This window comes from Vibrio maerlii, assembly GCF_003415655.1.
Lineage (GTDB): Bacteria > Pseudomonadota > Gammaproteobacteria > Enterobacterales > Vibrionaceae > Vibrio > Vibrio maerlii.
On sequence record NZ_QRHC01000009.1, the window covers coordinates 50,738 to 66,389 of the forward strand.

Below are 15,652 nucleotides of genomic sequence, written 5' to 3' on the forward strand. Positions count from 1 at the left end.
ACTGAAACGATAAGAGGCCAGCAAATGCTGGCCTCGTTAGTTAGGTATCGAACTTAACCAAGTAGTGTTTGGTTTAATTGGAAGTAACGTTGCTCATTGTGCATTAGTTCAGTGTGAGTGCCACTTTCGACGATCTCGCCTTGCTCGATGAGGCAAATCTTATCCATGTTTTCCAGTTCAACCAAACGGTGAGTGATGAAGATAACCGTTTTATTCTCGTAGTGACGCTTCAACACTTCCATGATGGATTGCTCCGTCTTCTTGTCTAAGCCCTCAGTAGGCTCATCAAGTAGAAGGATAGGGGCATCATGTAGTAACGCTCGTGCGATACCAATACGGCGACGCTCACCACCGGACAATTGGCGCCCTCCGTCACCCAGCCAAGTATCAAGCCCTTGCTCTTCAAGAAGTGCATCGAGTGAAACTTTGGTGAGTGTTGCCATTAAAAGTTCGTCCGTTGCTTGGTCATTCGCCATTAACAAGTTGTCACGCAGAGAACCATTAAGAATGTCGACACGTTGGCTTACTACAGTTACTGATTGGCGCAGGCTTGCCTCGTCCCACTGACGTAGAGAGGTTTGGCCAATTGCAACCTCGCCATGTTGAGGGTCAAAATATCGGGTGAGCAACTGAAGCAGTGTCGATTTACCAGAGCCCGTTTGACCGACAATCGCACATTTTTCACCTTGTTTGATCGTCAAGTTGACTTTGTTAAGTACTGGTGCTGCTTCCGCTTGATGGTTATCTGGATAGTTAAAGGTAATGTTACTGAACTCGATATCGAAATTATCGTTGTTTACGGCCTCATTATTAAACTCAACATCAGGTTTTGCCAAAATAATCTCATTTAAGCGGCGAGCTGAAGTTAGTGTTTGACCTAAGTACTGGAACGCTCCCGCAATAGGCATCAGCAGCTCAAAGCTTGCCATGGTGGCAAAAGCAGCGAGTGCGATCAGTGGGTCAGGTTGATTATTACCAAGACCATCGGCAGACATCCAAAGAATAAGCACTAAGGTTAAGCCATTAATGAGCATTAGTAGTGCAGAGGCCATACCCGTGATGTTGGCATTAACATATTGGTTTTTAAGTAGCTTAGTTTGGGTATTAATGATCGCTTCGCGATAGCGTTTTTCTGCACCAAAGATAGTAAGCTCACTGTAGCCCTGAATCCAGTCCAGTGTCTGAATACGTAATTCAGCCTTATTAAGCGTGACTTCTTGTCCGTTTGACTTACCTAATTTGTAAAAAATGATAGGCCACACGATAAGCATAACTAGAAGAATCCCGCCCAAAGTCAGGCCGATAGTCATATCGAACCAGCACAGGAACGCTGTGAGCGCGAGGATGCCCAAAGTACCGACGGTAATGGGGCTAATTAGGCGTAGATATACGTGGTCCATCGCATCGACGTCTGCGACAAGACGGTTTAATAAATCTGCATCACGAACGGTAGAAATACGTCCAGGGATTAACGGAGTCAGTTTCTTAAAGAAAAAGATACGTAAGTCTGTAAGAAGCTTGAACGTAGCATTGTGGCTAACCACGCGTTCGCCCCAACGTCCAGCAGTTCGGCTCATCGCCAAACCACGAACCCCACCACCTGGTAACATGTAGTTAAAGGTTTCGCGCGCAATCGTCAAACCTGCAACTGCAGAGGCTGAGATAAACCAACCAGAAAGCGTTAACAAACCTATAGAAGCGGCAACGGTAGCAAACGCTAATAACATCCCTAGAGATAGGCCGAACCAATGTTTGCGGTAAAGTTTGATGTAAGGAAGTAAATCACGCATCTAGATTGCCCTCATCATTGGTTTGTTGCGAAGAGCTGAGCATATCTGCAAAGAGACCCTGCTGTTTGCTCAATGCTGCAAAATCACCTTGTTGGACAATTTTACCTTTCTCTAATACAAGTATTTGAGCCGTGTCTTTGAGTGGGGCAAGTTGGTGTGTCACCATTAGTGTAGTTTTACCCATGGTTTCTTTATCAAGGCTGCTCATGACTAGCTGCTCACTTTTTGCATCTAAGCTCGCTGTTGGCTCATCCAATAACCAGAAGCTGCCACCGTGCAACATAGCGCGAGCTACAGCAAGACGTTGCGCTTGTCCAACTGATAAGCCACCAGAGCGATCACTAATTGGGTAGTTCAAACCATGTTTAGTAACAAACTTTGCAGAGTATGAGTTCATGACGGCTTGATTAACCGCTTGCTCAGACAGCGACGATTTACCAAGTGTTAGGTTATCTAAGATAGAACCGTGTAAAAGTAACGGGTTTTGTCCAACCCAGTTAATCTGTTTACGCCACTCGTCAGTATTTAATGTGTTCAGTTCAATACCATTCACTTTCAGTGAGCCAGAGTAGGGAAGGAAGCCCAATATCGCATTGATTAAACTGGTTTTACCCGCACCACTTGGTCCAACAAGTGCTGTACTTTTGCCATCACTCAAATCAAAGCTAATCGGACCAACCAATATTGCGCCATCAGGGCTTTTTACAACTAAATCTGAAGCCGAGATTGAAATGGTGTTTTGCTTTGGTAATGACGTTGAACCAGATTGAGTCAGATCGATATCGGTCTCTAAGAACTCAACGATGCTTTCTGCTGCACCTACTGCTTGTGCTTTAGCATGATAGAAAGTGCCAAGATCACGAAGAGGTTGATAAAACTCTGGTGCCAAAATCAGAATGAACAAGCCAGCGAACAAGGTAACACCAACACCATAGTGGCCGAAGTTAAGTTCACCGATGTAGCTAAAGCCGAAATATACCGCCGTGATAGCGATGGACAAAGATGTAAAGAACTCAAGTACAGCCGAAGATAGGAATGCGACTCTAAGTACATCCATAGTACGAGTTCGGAATACCTCCGATGCACCCTTTAAGATCTCCGTTTCTTCATCAGCACGGTTAAACAGACGGATCGTTGTCATCGACTGTAAGCGGTCATAGAAATGACCAGAAAGGCGTTGCAGTGCCTTGAAGTTTTTACGGTTAGCGTCCGCAGCTTTCATTCCCACCAATGCCATAAACAGTGGAACTAACGGTGCGGTCAGCAAGAATATTAGACCCGCTGCCCAGTTGATAGGGAAAACAACAACAAGAATGATGAATGGGACAAGTACAGATAGCGACATTTGCGGTAGGTAACGAGCAAAGAAATCCTGCATGTCTTCGACTTGCTCTAAAAGAAGCGTTGCCCATGTCCCGGCAGGTTTGCCTTTGATATGCGCAGGTCCTAATTCTCTTAATTTATCGAGGATCAACTGTCTAATATAGGTTCTTATCTGCTCACCACAACGGTATCCAGCAATCTCGCGACCCCAGTTACACAGTGCGCGTCCTACAACCGAGAAGCCTAGTCCAACGAATTGCCAAATGAGCTCATTTTTGTCGACTTTTTCAATGATAAGTTGGTGCAGAATATCGGCGAGCAAAGCTGCCTGTACGAGCAGAAATACGCTTGATAAGACACCAAGGCTCACGGCAACCATTAACCAGCGTTTAGCCAGTTTACTCTGCTGCTTTAGCCACTTATTCAAGCTTCTCTGTTTCTTTTTATCCATTTAAACAAATGATAATTATTGGCGATTGGGGCGGGCATTATACAAAATAAAACCCAGTGGATATACCACTGGGTTATAGGGTTTTCTATATAAATTAGTTTACTAAAAAGCACTTAGAGTGAATGCAGTGCTTTTGAAAGCAAATTAACCTTCAAAAGCATCTAGGTAGCGTTCAGCATCAAGTGCTGCCATACATCCAGTGCCAGCAGAAGTGATCGCTTGACGGTAGTTGTGATCCATTACATCACCTGCTGCAAATACACCTGGAATGCTTGTTTGAGTTGCATTACCTTCAAGACCAGATTGGACAACAATGTAGTCGTCGTTCATTTCAAGCTGACCTTTAAAGATAGCGGTATTTGGCTGGTGGCCAATCGCAATAAACGCGCCCATTACATCAAGATCTTCTGTTGCATCAGATTGAGTATCTTTAATACGAACACCCGTCACACCCATGTCATCACCAAGTACTTCATCGAGTACACGGTCGGTATGAAGAATGATGTTTCCGTTTTCAACTTTATCCATTAAGCGCTTAATAAGGATCTTTTCAGCACGGAAAGAATCACGACGGTGGATTAGGTGAACCTCTGATGCGATGTTAGAAAGATAAAGTGCCTCTTCAACGGCAGTGTTACCACCACCCACTACCGCTACTTTTTGGTTACGGTAGAAGAAGCCATCGCATGTCGCACAGGCAGATACACCGCGCCCTTTAAACGCTTCTTCAGAGTCTAAACCTAGGTATTTTGCTGATGCACCCGTTGAGATGATAAGTGCGTCGCAAGTGTAGGTACCAGAATCGCCTTTCAGTGTATATGGGCGGTTAGACAGATCCACTTCATTGATATGATCGAAGATCATCTCTGTTTCGAAGCGCTCTGCGTGTTCACGCATACGCTCCATCAAGTTTGGCCCGGTTAATCCTTCAGGGTCACCTGGCCAGTTTTCTACATCCGTTGTTGTGGTCAACTGACCACCTTGCTGCATACCCGTGATTAATACAGGGTTAAGGTTTGCGCGAGCGGCGTACACGGCTGCTGTGTAGCCCGCTGGGCCTGAACCAAGAATCAATAGTTTACAGTGTTTTACGTCGCTCATTTACAGCTCCAAAATCTAATCATATATAACGGTCTGATTGTAAAGATGTTATGGAGGCAAAAAAAGCATATTCAAGGGTATAAATGTAATTAATCGTTATAGTTTAGAACGGATTCATGTAGCCGTAAGACTATGAAATAACAGAGCTCTACGTTCTGGTCTAGTGAAGTATTCTAGTTTAGATTGACTAGCTTTCTTTGTATTAGTGCATATGACTGCTTAAGTGATGCCTTGTTGGTGTTAAGTGTTGAATTGTAATTTAATGTGGATTTATGTGCTCTAAAAAGTTGAATTGGCGATATATGTGATATTTAATAAATGTAAAGATATTGTTAATTAGAATAATAATTATATTGAACTAGAAAGGAAATCAGCCATGTTACACCATCACGGAAATACTCTACATCTGACAAGTCTGGATCCGCACTCCACTGAAGAGCTAGCGAGATCTTTCTACCAACTGCCTCGTACGGAGCACGCAGACGGAAAATACCGTTTACGACGTTACTCCGTGATTCAATTTTCTGATGGTAAAGTGATTGAAACTGAGAAGCACGAATTTGTACAAACTGAAGATATCAACCACTTTCAAGGCGATGTTGTTCGTCAGTTTGAGCCTTTACTGCCAACGACATTGAAAAGTGAGGGTTTAAGAGAGATGTGCTCGCTGTTTGTTGATGAGAATCATCTTCCAAATGGTCAGGAAATTGAAATTCACCAAATTAGAATTTCAGCGATCTATGATGAAACTCAAGTAGCACCGGAAGGAGTTCATCAAGATGGGTTTGACCATATCGCCCTTATCGGTATCGATCGCCATAATATTGTTGGCGGTGAAATAATGCTCTACAACGACAATCATGAAGCACCTTTCTTCAGAAAAGTATTAGAGAACGGTGAAGTAGCGATTCTTGATGATAGTAAGCTCTGGCATAACGCTCAGCCTATTCGAACTATTGAACATGGTGAAGAAGGGCACATGGACGTTTTCGTTCTCACAGCAAAAGGAGCGAAGAATGCACTTCACTCCTGATTTAGCGCGTATTCAATTCGCAGCATTTGAGCCACAGAATGGAATTAAACCATCATTTTTGGATGGGCCTGGTGGTTCACAAGTGCCAGTGCGTGTCGTTGAAAAAATGGGACATTATTTGTCTCATTACAATTCAAACCTTGGTGGCCACTTTTACTCATCGATGGTTACTACAGAACTAATGACGAAAGCAAGAACCTATGCACAAAACCTTTTGAATGCAGAGTCTTCGGATCAAATTGTATTTGGCCCAAATATGACGTCCTTGACGTTTAGCTTGAGCCGGGCAATCAGCCGTGATTGGGTTGAAGGCGATGAGGTTGTGGTGACGGCACTTGATCACTACTCTAATGTCTCTAGTTGGCAACAAGCCGCAGAAGACCGTGGAGCAATTGTGCATCAGGCTCGAGTGGACGAAGAAGATTGCGGACTCGACTTCGACCACCTGGAACAGTTGGTCAACGAGAAAACAAAGCTGATTGCAGTCACAGCGGCATCGAATACAACTGGAAGTTTAGTTGATATTTCAAAAGTCGTTGAGCTTGCCAAACGCCATAATGCCTTGGTGTATGTGGATGCGGTTCACTTTGCACCACATCACCTTGTCGACGTCCAGGCGTGGGAAGTCGATTTTCTTGCTTGTTCAGCGTACAAGTTCTTTGGCCCTCATTTAGGCATGGCTTATGTTCACCCTAAACATTTGCACACTCTTAAACCATACAAAGTAGAACCTGCAACCAACGATGGGCCTGGTCGCTTTGAAACAGGCACGCAAAGTTTTGAAGCCTTGTCAGGTTTTATTGAAGCAGTAGAGTATCTAGCTCAATGGGGAGGCAAAGAGTCACCGATTAGAGCTCGCCTTGAGCAGAGTTTTAAACAGTACGAAGCTCATGAAGCGGCTTTATGTCGTCATTTCTTGCAGCGTATTGAGGAGATTCGAGGCGTAAAAGTTTATGGTCGAGGGTTGGAAAACGTCGCAACTCGAACCCCGACTTTTGCTTTAAGGTTTGATGGTACGGCTCCAGAAACCGTTGCTAAGCGCTTAGGAGAAAAGGGGATTTGTGTCTGGAATGGGCACTTCTACGCACTGGGTTTGATTAAGCAGTTAGGCTTGCTCGAGAGTGGTGGGGTTGTGCGAGTTGGTTTCATGCACTACAACACGCTTGAAGAGATTGATGACTTGATTGAACAGCTTAAAATTATAGTCAATTAGCCTGTTTGTTTAATATGAAAAAGGCCGCCTCTAGCATGTATAGAGGCGGCCTTTATATGAGTGCATATGAATGCGGTTATATCGGACTTACTATAATCGGACGATGAGATAACTACTCAGCGTGCATCTCGACTTCATACGAACCAAATTTTCTGATGTTAATGACACCGGTATCAAATATCAGGTATTGACCTTTTATTCCTTGTAAAACGCCCGCCACTTCAGCATTTTTATCAAAGTTATGAGAAACAATTTTTGTTGGGTGCTGTTCAACAGGATATGCCAAGCTAACAATGTCGTTGGTAAGCACTTCTACTGAATCTTCGCCAAATTGTGCTCGAATGTTTGCGATGTGCTCTTCAACGAGTGGGTACAACTCATCCCAACGTTGTTGAAGTTCGATAGGGGCACCATCACCTTTCAACAGCGTACGCCAGTTAGTTTTGTCAGCAATGTGCTTAGCAATCTCTACTTCGATGAGCCCAGAGATCTGTCTGGTTTTTACTTTTAGGACTGGCAGGCCTTGAGTCGCGCCTTGATCGATCCAACGGGTAGGGATTTGTGTATGACGTGTAATCCCTACCTTTAAACTTGATGTGTTTGATAGATAAACGAAGTGATCAACCATACAGTTTTCTTCACCCCATTGTGGCTCACGACAGGTACCCGCATCATAGTGGCATGTCTCTGGTTTCATGATGCACATGTCGCAACTTGCAAGTTTTTTCATGCAAACAAAACAGTGGCCTTGAGAGTAGCTCTTCTTGGTTTTCTTGCCGCAAGAACAGCAATAAATATTCCCGGTGTGCTTTAAGGTAAAAGATTTACCAAGGTATGGGTTTAGGTCAACCAACTCTTCTCCAACCGGAAGTTGGTATTGAATCGGTTCAACAAGACTAGCACGCATTTTTTTTAGCGTGCCGGTAGCGATTAAAGTCATGACATTACTCTGTAATTATAGTGTTTTCTGAGATTCTAACAGAGACACCAGCAAACTCACGCTCAATTGGCGAGAATCTTTAGGCTAATAGTGTTGGTTGACTCCGAAGTGAATAGAATGTTAATTGATTTATTTCACTCTTTATAATATAAAAACAAACTAATTAGACGCTCATACTGTAACAAGGCTTGGCTCCACACTGTGAAATGGATTTATAACTCAGTACTGATATTAGCAGCAGCAACTTTGTTGGTTGTTGCGCTTTACCTCGAGGTAGGGGATGAGAAAGTATTGAGAATAGGAAGTGAGAAGTTCACATTCTTGAAAACAAATGATCAATTAGAGGGCGGCACCAGTACCTCTGAATTGCTACTAGAGGGTGGCAGCAAACATCTCGCTTGTGAGTTGAACAAGAGTCACTATCGCTGGCCTTACTGTGGTATTTCGATTCGTTTATCTGATGATGTCACGCAGGGTCTGGATCTCTCGACATTTCACACTTTACGCATTCGTATGGCCTATGAAACACCGGAGGGGGAGCCTTTGAGACAGGTTCGCCTATATCTGAGAAACTTTAATCCCGCATATTCCAGCGTTGAAGATGATTACACACACAAGTACAACGGTATTCAGTTTGCGCCTGGAGAGCACAATGGGCGTATCGATATTCCATTAAAAAACCTTCAGGTCATGACTTGGTGGTTAGCCGATAACAAGATTCCTATTGAACATGCGGGACCAGAGTTTTCAAACGTTAATCGAATTGAGATAGCGACGGGCTCAGGCGCTCAAGTCGGTATCCATGATCTTCACTTTTATTCCATTGAGCTTGTCGGTGAATATGTTAAAGCCGAAGACCTATTTTTATGTCTATTGATTGTCTGGATTGTCGTCGGTGCTGTTATCTCTTTACTTGAGATCGATAAGGGAAGACAGAAGGTTGCAGAGATCCAAGCCCGTGAGCAGCATTTAGCGGATCTTAATAATTCACTTCAAATTGAGAAGGAACAATTCGCTGAGCAAGCGCACCGAGATGCACTGACTGGCGCAATGAATCGCTATGGTGTGAATGGTTGGCTAAGAGAGCAATCGAACGCGGTGCGTTGGGGTGGCACTTCATTATCGGTTCTTTATTTAGATATTGATTTCTTCAAAGCCATTAACGACACCTACGGCCACAAAGTCGGGGACGATATTTTGAGGGAGTTTGTTATGGTGGTTCGCAGCTCGACTGATTGTATGGATCGCATCGTTCGATGGGGTGGTGAGGAGTTCATCTTGTTCTCTCCTGAAACAAACTTATGCGATGCTCAGAAAAAAGCAGAGCGTATTCGTCAGAAGGTAGAATCTCATCAATGGGTACATGGACGTGCAATGACGTGCTGTATAGGGGTAGCACAGATGGGAGACGAGCGAACATCAGAGACATTAGCTCGAGCAGATGAAGCCTTATATAAAGCGAAAGCAAACGGACGAAACCGCGTAGAAACAAACTATGGACTGGTTAAGCGCGAAGACCTTGCTTCATAAATCCCGTGATTCATAAAAACAGTGATTCATCAAAACCATGCTTAATGAAAATAGAGCTTTGGTCTGCGTATTTTCATTTGAGCTGTAGTTTGTCACTACGGATTTTCTTGATCGGTTAACTGTTCTGTTACTGGCTCAACATCTAACTCACTATCAGCGCTTTCTACTCTTTTTATAATTGGCTCTTTCGGGCCTAAAAACTTAGGTTGAGTATGAGTGATGAACAAGTCGATAAAGGCTTTTGTGCGAGCAAAAACTTCACGCATCCTAACTGAGTAGCCCTGCTTTGAAATAGGGCCAGAGACCGCCAGACAGTTTGCTTTGATATCTAATTGGTTAGCGATGAATAGAGCTCGTTCGCAATGAAATTGCTGAGTGACAATCAAAAAGTCATCGGTATCAAAAATGGCTTTGGCTCGAACAACTGAATCTAAGGTTCTAAATCCGGCATAATCGAGATAAATGGATTGTTCAGGAATACCGGCTTTGAGTAGGTCGCGTTTCATTGTCCACGGCTCGTTGTAAGAGCGATGAGCATTATCACCACTTAATAAAAAGTTATCGGTTTTCCCTTGGTCGTACAGCTCAATAGCGGCGTCAATACGGTGGCTATAGTACTCATTAAGTGTGCGTCCAAGATACTTACTTGTGCCGAGAACGACGGCCACTTCGTAATTAGGAACTTGTTCGATATCCTTGTATATCTGTTCTTTTGCCTGCCAACTTACCCAGCGGTCAATTGCCACGACGCTAAGTGCAACTGAAAGCGCACCCGATATTCCAAGCTTGATAGCCAGCTTGAGATACTTGAGGTTAAGGAAAGATCGCCACTTCACAATTACATTTGCCTGTTTCTTTGAGCCCACATACCAATTGCGATGAACCCGATAGTCAATAAGCTGACCATTACTCCTGGTGATAAAGATGAAAGTTGTGTACGGAGCAGTGGGGTGCATTTGATGATGATAAGTCCGTAGCCGAAGGCATTAAGACCAATAAAACACAGGGTTCTTACGATGAAGTGTTGATTCCTGATCGCTCGGCGTAATAGTGTGTTGATGTCGCCGCCCAAGATGACGAGCGAACATGCGACAAGCGCAGTCGAGATTTCAGTAAGGTAGGGATAGATAGCTCTACCCAATGGATCTAGGATTTCAAACATTCAATAGGGGTCTAACATTCAGAATGTTCTTGATAGTAATGCGAAAAAACAAAAGCTCCCAGTTTTTTTGGGAGCTTTGTGATTATTTTATTATTTTTCTGACTAGAACGCTGTGCGTTTGTATCGACGGTACACTGGTTGCCAGAAGTGTTGGTCGATCGCTTGTTCAAGTGCTTCGTCAGTGATCTCTAATGCTACGCCTTGTTCGATCGCTTTTTTCGCTACTGCGAATGCAATTTTTTTAGACACTAGGTGGATTTCTTCTAGTGGTGGAAGAAGTGCACCAGAGCCATTTTTCGCCATTGGAGAGCACTCTGATAGCGCACGGCTTGACTCCATTAGCATCTCATCAGTCACGCGAGAAGCAGAAACCGCCAATACACCCAAACCGATACCCGGGAAGATGTAGCTGTTGTTACATTGAGCAATTGAGAATGACTCACCGTTGTGCACCACTGGTGCGAACGGGCTACCCGTAGCAACAAGCGCTTTTCCATCAGTCCAACGGATAATGTCGTTTGGTGTTGCTTCTACACGGCTTGTAGGGTTTGATAGTGGGAACACGATAGGGCGTTCACAATGCTGGTGCATCTCTTGAATGATCGCCTTGCTAAATAGACCTGGCGCACCAGACACACCGATAAGAACGGTAGGTTTTGCGTTACGAACAACATCATGTAAGTCGAAGCCAGACTCTTCACTTTCGCTGGTCCAGTCTGCAATATTCGTGTTCTTTTGTACAAGGCGCTTCTGAAAGTCAAGAAGGTTCTGCATACCTTCTTGGAGTAGGCCCCAGCGATCAACCATATATACCTGCGAACGAGCTTGTTCGTCAGAAATACCTTCAGATACCATTTGCGCGATGATTGCTTCCGCAATACCACAGCCTGCCGAACCCGCACCTAAGAATGTAATGCGCTGTTCAGACAGCTTGCTACCTGCTGCTTTACATGCCGCCATTAGTGAGCCAACGGTTACTGCTGCTGTACCTTGAATATCGTCGTTAAAACAACAAATACGATCTTTATAACGGTTAAGCAACGGCATTGCATTCTTCTGCGCAAAATCTTCGAATTGAATCAGAGCATCAGGCCAACGGCGTTGTACGGCTTGGATGAATTCTTCAACAAAAGCATCGTAATCTGCGCCAGTGATTCGAGGGTGGCGCCAGCCCATGTACATTGGGTCTGCAAGGCGTTGTGGGTTGTTGGTACCAACATCAAGCACGATTGGTAGTGTGTAAGCAGGGCTGATACCACCACAAGCGGTATAAAGCGCAAGCTTACCAATAGGGATACCCATACCACCGATACCTTGGTCGCCCAAACCAAGAATACGTTCACCATCAGTCACAACGATTACTTTTACATTCTGGTTTGAAGCGTTGTTTAGAAGATCATCAATACGATCACGGTTCGGATAAGAGATAAACAGGCCACGGCCACGGCGATAGATGTTTGAGAAGTTCTCACAAGCTGCACCTACCGTTGGTGTGTAAATGATAGGCATCATTTCGGAAATGTGGTTTTGAACCAAGCGGTAGAACAAGGTTTCGTTGGTGTCCTGAATGTTACGTAGGTAGATGTGCTTGTCCATATCGCTTTCGAAACCACGGTATTGCTGATAAGCACGCTCAACTTGTTCCTGAATGGTTTCGGTATTCTCAGGCAATAGGCCTTCTAGATTAAACGAACTGCGTTCCTCTGCAGTAAAAGCACTTCCTTTGTTTAGTAATGGTGTACTTAGCAAAGGAGAGCCTGCATAAGAAATATAAAGTGGTCTTTTGTTGTTGTTCATTACTACCTACGAATGCGTTATTTGAGTACGGGATAATTGCAAGGAAAAATCCCGGCGATCATAGCGTTTTCGTTACCAAACTGTAAATAACCGCAAAGGACAATTTCGTTAAAATTATAGCTTAATCGCTAAATTTATAGCGCAGCTTCGCTGGTACTAATGAATCAGACTTTTATAATAGATTCACTCACTTAATTTACCGCCCTTGAATCAATGTCAATACACTCTCACGCTTTACCCATCGAAGCGATAAAACCACAGTTTCACCGAGCTTTTCGAAACCATAACCTTGTTGTAGAGGCAGAGACAGGCTCTGGTAAATCAACGTGTTTGCCTGTTTGGGCCAAAGAACATGGTCGAGTACTTGTTGTAGAACCAAGAAGAATTGCTTGTACTTCGCTTGCTCATTTTTTGGCATCGCAGAGCGGTAAGCCGTTGGGGCAGGAAGTGGGTTATGCCATTAAGTTAGATGTACGATGTGATGAGAATACTGCTGTGGTTTTTGTGACCCCAGGTGTTGCGCTTCGTTGGTATGCAGAAAACCAATTATCTGAGTTTGATATCGTTATGATTGATGAGTTTCATGAACGACGCTGGGATACAGATTTACTGCTTTCCATACTCAACAAACACCAATCACATCGGCTCATTGTGACTTCAGCGACACTGCAAACCCAAAGAATAAGCGAGTATCTGGATGTTGAGATACTTAAGGCTAAAGGGCGTGTGTTTAATGTGTCTAGAGTGCATGTTGCGAAAGACAGTCGATACTTGCCAGATTACTCTTCATTGGTCGAACGCGTGTGTCAGGAAGTAGAGAACCGTTATACGTCAATTAATGGTGACATATTAGTTTTCTTGCCTGGTAAAAAAGAGATTCGGCAATGTCGGGATAGATTAAATAAGTTACATGGTAACTTATTGATCTTAGAGTTACATGCTGGTGTCAATGAAAGTCAAAGGAAGCTGGCATTAAACCCTCAAGAGCTGCAAAAAGTCGTTCTAGCTACTAACGTCGCGGAGACCTCTTTAACCATACCCAATGTACAGTTAGTGATTGATTCGGGTCTGGAGCGGAGAACATTACAAAGAAATGGTCGAACTGTTTTGAGCCTCAAAAACATTTCGAAAGCGAGTGCAACTCAGCGTGCCGGACGAGCAGGGAGAACCTCAAATGGTCAATGCATCCACCTTTATGGTGAGTACGCTCCTTTAGAGTTAGTTACCCCGCCAGAATTGCAACGTGAGGATCTCACCGAACCTATGCTTGCGGCGGCGTGCTGTGGTGAACGATTGAGTTCACTTGAGTTTCTTGATGCTATCCCGGCAAAACCACTCGCACAGGCAACACAGAAATTACAGGGACTAAACGCTATTGATCAACAAGGGGTGGTAACGGAGCATGGGAAAGTGCTATACCCGTTGCCTATCGATTCATTGTATGCGGATTTGGTTACGCGTATTGAGTCGAAAGCGAGCAAAGAAGCGATGATTGATCTGTGTGCTGCTATTTGTACCCCCGCACAGTTGTATTCCCTACCAAAATCGGAGATTGAGTTGGAGAAACTCAACCAGTCTGCTCCGGTGCGGTGCGATGTCACCACGCTTGTTCGTCTGATTCGCGGTGAAAAGATTGAAGGGTTGATTGTTGATGTGGATGCTTTGACAGAAGCACAAGCACTATCGGATCAGATTCGTGAGGTGTTTGAGGTGCCACACCGTGACGTTGCAAGCCGATTAGATCCCCTGAAGATCATCGAAGAAGTCATGAAGCTACACCCAGAGTTGGTCTTCGTGAGACGTGAAAAACGAAAACAAGCCTTGGGCAATGGTTTTATGGAGCTGTCGGTAGGGCATCAATCCCGACTTGATGACGCAGCGGAAGCTGCGCTTGTATTTGATTACATTAGCTTGCCCGGTCGTGGCGTGAAGCAAACGCTCAGTATTGCAAGTGTCATGATGCCGATACCTCTTAATCTGATTGTCGATCATTCGATAGGGCTCGACTCGGGAGTTGCAAAGTGGGAGAACGGTGAAACAGCGGAAGTCGATGGGCGTCGTATCACACAGCAACATTACATCTATGCAGGGCGAATGATTTCGACAAAACAAGAAGAATTAACAGGCGCAGATATTTTACCAAGCTTGGTTGAGTCTATCCGAAACGAAGAAATACTTCCTGGGTTGTATAGAGAACGTGATATCCAGATAGAAAGTTGGAAACTGTTTTGTGCGCTGGGATTGAATACTGAAGACCTTGCAATTAAACAATATCTTGATGACGAGCTAACTACAGATGCGTGGTTGTCAAGTCAATTAGAAACCCTTGGCGTTGACAGTTATGAGGATATGGGGCTGATCGATAATTCAGATATTGTGTTCGAAGGTATCCCTTATTGGATGGCAGAAGAGTTTTATTCGAAGTACCCAATGACGGTTTCTCTACCTGAGCTAAAAGTCAGTGTTGAGTACAAACCGAAAGCAAAAAGAATTATTCTTCATTATCAAGATGGCAGCCGTAAAAATGCTCCTAAACGTTGGGAGCTGCCAAGTTGGCAAGGGTGGCGTATCCAATACAAGAAAGCGAGCAAGGTGGTTGATGTACGCTAGATTAGGGTGATAGTGACTAAAAAATCAACTGTTTTTATTTTACTATCAAAATATTATTAATAGGTACTGAATATAGATATTGTTGTATATTCAGTGTTAACAAAGTCCATCTTATATAATTTTTCGCATGCCGTTCAGGCTATAAAAGATGGATTTCTTATATCGCATTGATATATGACGCCTCCTAAGCAATAGTAGATTGTGAAGCTAAATAACGGCATCAGGAGAGCATATGAAACAACAAGAAATTATTTTTGACTATGGGTCATTTCTTGGAACTAATGCATCCAAAAAATGGACGTTTGTCGATGCTTTAGTCAGTTTTGCCCCTATCTTTGGCACCGTATGGAAAAGCACCATTGAGGCTGAAAGCGCGCCCGAGAATAAGCTTTGGGAAAAGGCACAGAACATAATGTCGTTGCGTCATAGCGATGAAAAAAACATTACAAAGCTGTGCCGACTAGCGAAAAAGCAAGGTATTGCTCACTTTAGGTTGCAAATGCCTTATTCGCTCGACAACGAACAGATTGAGTTTATTGAGAGCCATTGCGACGCGGTAGTTAAACCTGAACAGAATGACGAGTTTTCCATTCTGCTTTAATCATTAGCGTTCGTATCACATCGATTAATTTATGTTGCACCTAAGCGCAGCATCACACTTCCTTTCTACCTAAAATTTAATTTGTTACATATCTGTTACAA

12 protein-coding genes are annotated in these 15,652 nt (G+C 43.8%); 5 read left to right on the forward strand and 7 right to left on the reverse strand.

All coding sequences use genetic code 11. The features are described from left to right. Positions 1-53 precede the first annotated feature (53 nt). The 3 genes from cydC to trxB all read right to left on the reverse strand — a co-directional run bounded on the left by cydC (position 54) and on the right by trxB (position 4,665). Complete coding sequence (gene cydC / locus DPF91_RS15755) at positions 54-1,790, reverse strand: heme ABC transporter ATP-binding protein/permease CydC (RefSeq protein ID WP_117235403.1); 1,737 nt, start codon at positions 1,788-1,790, stop codon at positions 54-56. After that, positions 1,783-3,564: a heme ABC transporter permease/ATP-binding protein CydD gene (gene cydD, locus DPF91_RS15760; protein WP_117235404.1), complete on the reverse strand. Its 1,782-nt coding sequence runs from the start codon at positions 3,562-3,564 to the stop codon at positions 1,783-1,785. The genes cydC and cydD overlap by 8 nt, the downstream gene beginning before the upstream one ends. 144 nt (positions 3,565-3,708) lie before the next feature. Further along, positions 3,709-4,665 (reverse strand): thioredoxin-disulfide reductase, encoded by a 957-nt coding sequence (trxB, locus tag DPF91_RS15765; RefSeq protein WP_117235405.1) that lies wholly within the window; start codon positions 4,663-4,665, stop codon positions 3,709-3,711. Positions 4,666-5,041: 376 nt separating this feature from the next. On the opposite strand from trxB, the gene DPF91_RS15770 reads away from it, so the two are divergent. Next, positions 5,042-5,698: a 2OG-Fe dioxygenase family protein gene (locus DPF91_RS15770; RefSeq protein WP_117235406.1), complete on the forward strand. Its 657-nt coding sequence runs from the start codon at positions 5,042-5,044 to the stop codon at positions 5,696-5,698. Next, positions 5,682-6,911, forward strand: a complete 1,230-nt coding sequence (locus tag DPF91_RS15775; RefSeq protein ID WP_117235407.1) for a cysteine desulfurase-like protein — start codon at positions 5,682-5,684, stop codon at positions 6,909-6,911. Before DPF91_RS15770 ends, DPF91_RS15775 begins: the two co-directional genes overlap by 17 nt. A 112-nt stretch (positions 6,912-7,023) precedes the next feature. On the opposite strand, the gene DPF91_RS15780 is transcribed toward DPF91_RS15775, so the two are convergent. Continuing rightward, entirely contained in the window at positions 7,024-7,851 is an 828-nt protein-coding gene (locus DPF91_RS15780) for a DUF2797 domain-containing protein (protein ID WP_117235408.1), read from the reverse strand. Positions 7,852-8,052: 201 nt separating this feature from the next. Here DPF91_RS15780 and DPF91_RS15785 point away from each other — a divergent pair, with 201 nt between their 5' ends. Next, on the forward strand, positions 8,053-9,381 hold the full coding sequence (locus tag DPF91_RS15785; protein ID WP_117235409.1) for a GGDEF domain-containing protein: 1,329 nt from the start codon (positions 8,053-8,055) through the stop codon (positions 9,379-9,381). 95 nt (positions 9,382-9,476) lie between these two features. Here DPF91_RS15785 and DPF91_RS15790 read toward each other — a convergent pair whose 3' ends face one another. The 3 genes from DPF91_RS15790 to DPF91_RS15800 form a co-directional block, all read right to left on the reverse strand. Further along, entirely contained in the window at positions 9,477-10,247 is a 771-nt protein-coding gene (locus tag DPF91_RS15790) for a SanA/YdcF family protein (RefSeq protein ID WP_420855609.1), read from the reverse strand. Beyond that, positions 10,220-10,543: a DUF3392 domain-containing protein gene (locus DPF91_RS15795; RefSeq protein ID WP_117235411.1), complete on the reverse strand. Its 324-nt coding sequence runs from the start codon at positions 10,541-10,543 to the stop codon at positions 10,220-10,222. The genes DPF91_RS15790 and DPF91_RS15795 overlap by 28 nt, the downstream gene beginning before the upstream one ends. A 102-nt stretch (positions 10,544-10,645) precedes the next feature. Beyond that, positions 10,646-12,340 carry an NAD-dependent malic enzyme gene (locus DPF91_RS15800; protein WP_117235412.1) on the reverse strand — a complete coding sequence of 565 codons (1,695 nt, stop codon included), beginning with the start codon at positions 12,338-12,340 and terminating at the stop codon, positions 10,646-10,648. A 213-nt stretch (positions 12,341-12,553) separates the two neighbouring features. Between DPF91_RS15800 and DPF91_RS15805 the strand changes: the two genes are divergently transcribed. Together DPF91_RS15805 and DPF91_RS15810 are read left to right on the forward strand one after the other, a co-directional pair. Continuing rightward, positions 12,554-14,950 carry a helicase-related protein gene (locus DPF91_RS15805; RefSeq protein WP_117235413.1) on the forward strand — a complete coding sequence of 799 codons (2,397 nt, stop codon included), beginning with the start codon at positions 12,554-12,556 and terminating at the stop codon, positions 14,948-14,950. Between the two features lie 232 nt (positions 14,951-15,182). Then, on the forward strand, positions 15,183-15,551 hold the full coding sequence (locus tag DPF91_RS15810) for a transporter (RefSeq protein ID WP_117235414.1): 369 nt from the start codon (positions 15,183-15,185) through the stop codon (positions 15,549-15,551). Positions 15,552-15,652 lie beyond the last annotated feature (101 nt).